The sequence below is a fragment of the Halobacillus litoralis genome (assembly GCF_009856445.1).
GTDB lineage: Bacteria > Bacillota > Bacilli > Bacillales > Halobacillaceae > Halobacillus > Halobacillus litoralis.
This window is the reverse complement of the sequence record NZ_WMFA01000036.1, coordinates 1-673: the sequence shown is the minus strand read 5'-3', so window position 1 is coordinate 673 and position 673 is coordinate 1. Positions and strand designations below refer to the sequence as shown.

Genomic DNA, 673 nt, shown 5'->3' with positions numbered 1-673 from the left:
TTTTAACCGTATGAATGCCTATGCAACCAGATGGTACAGGCCACATTAACTCCTCTTAATCCACTGAAGCTGCCATTTTTCATGGTTTCACCATCCCAGCGAAGGACCATCCAGCGTGCGTTCCTGTATTTCCGGCTGACGCTCCCGTTCCAGGGATAACGCATGTTCGCGCTCCTGTATCAGCCGTTCCTCTCTTATCTCCAGTTCTCGCTGTATAACTGGCTCAAGCGTTCTGTCTGCTCGCTCAAGTGCTGCACCTGCTGACTCAACTGCATGACCCGCTCGTTCAGCATCGCGTTGTCCCGTTGCGTAAGCGAAAACATCTTCTGCAATTCCACGAAGGCGCTCTCCCATTCGCTCAGCCGCTGCATATAGTCCTGTTGCAGCTGCTCTAAGGCGTTCAGCAAATGTATTTCCAGCTCCGTCACTCTGAGTCACTCCTTCAGATGTACCCACTCTTTCCCCTGAAAGGGAATCACCTCCGCTGATTTCCCGTACGGAAGGACAAGGAATTTCCTGTTCCCGTCCTGCACAAACTCCACGCCCCATGTCTTCGCGTTCAGTTTCTGCAATGTCTCTTCCTGCTTCCTGATTTCTTCCAGGTTCGTCTGTATCCGTCCGCCAAGATACCAGAGCGTCCCGCCACTCGCGGTAAACAGGAGAAAGACTATCC

Annotated in this window: 1 protein-coding gene; it reads right to left on the bottom strand. The window is 52.3% G+C overall.

What is annotated here, in order from left to right; translation table 11 throughout:
• Nucleotides 1-87 precede the first annotated feature (87 nt).
• Nucleotides 88-673, bottom strand: a 586-nt coding sequence (locus GLW00_RS21005) for a hypothetical protein (protein ID WP_500683507.1), incomplete at its 5' end; no start/stop codon positions are given.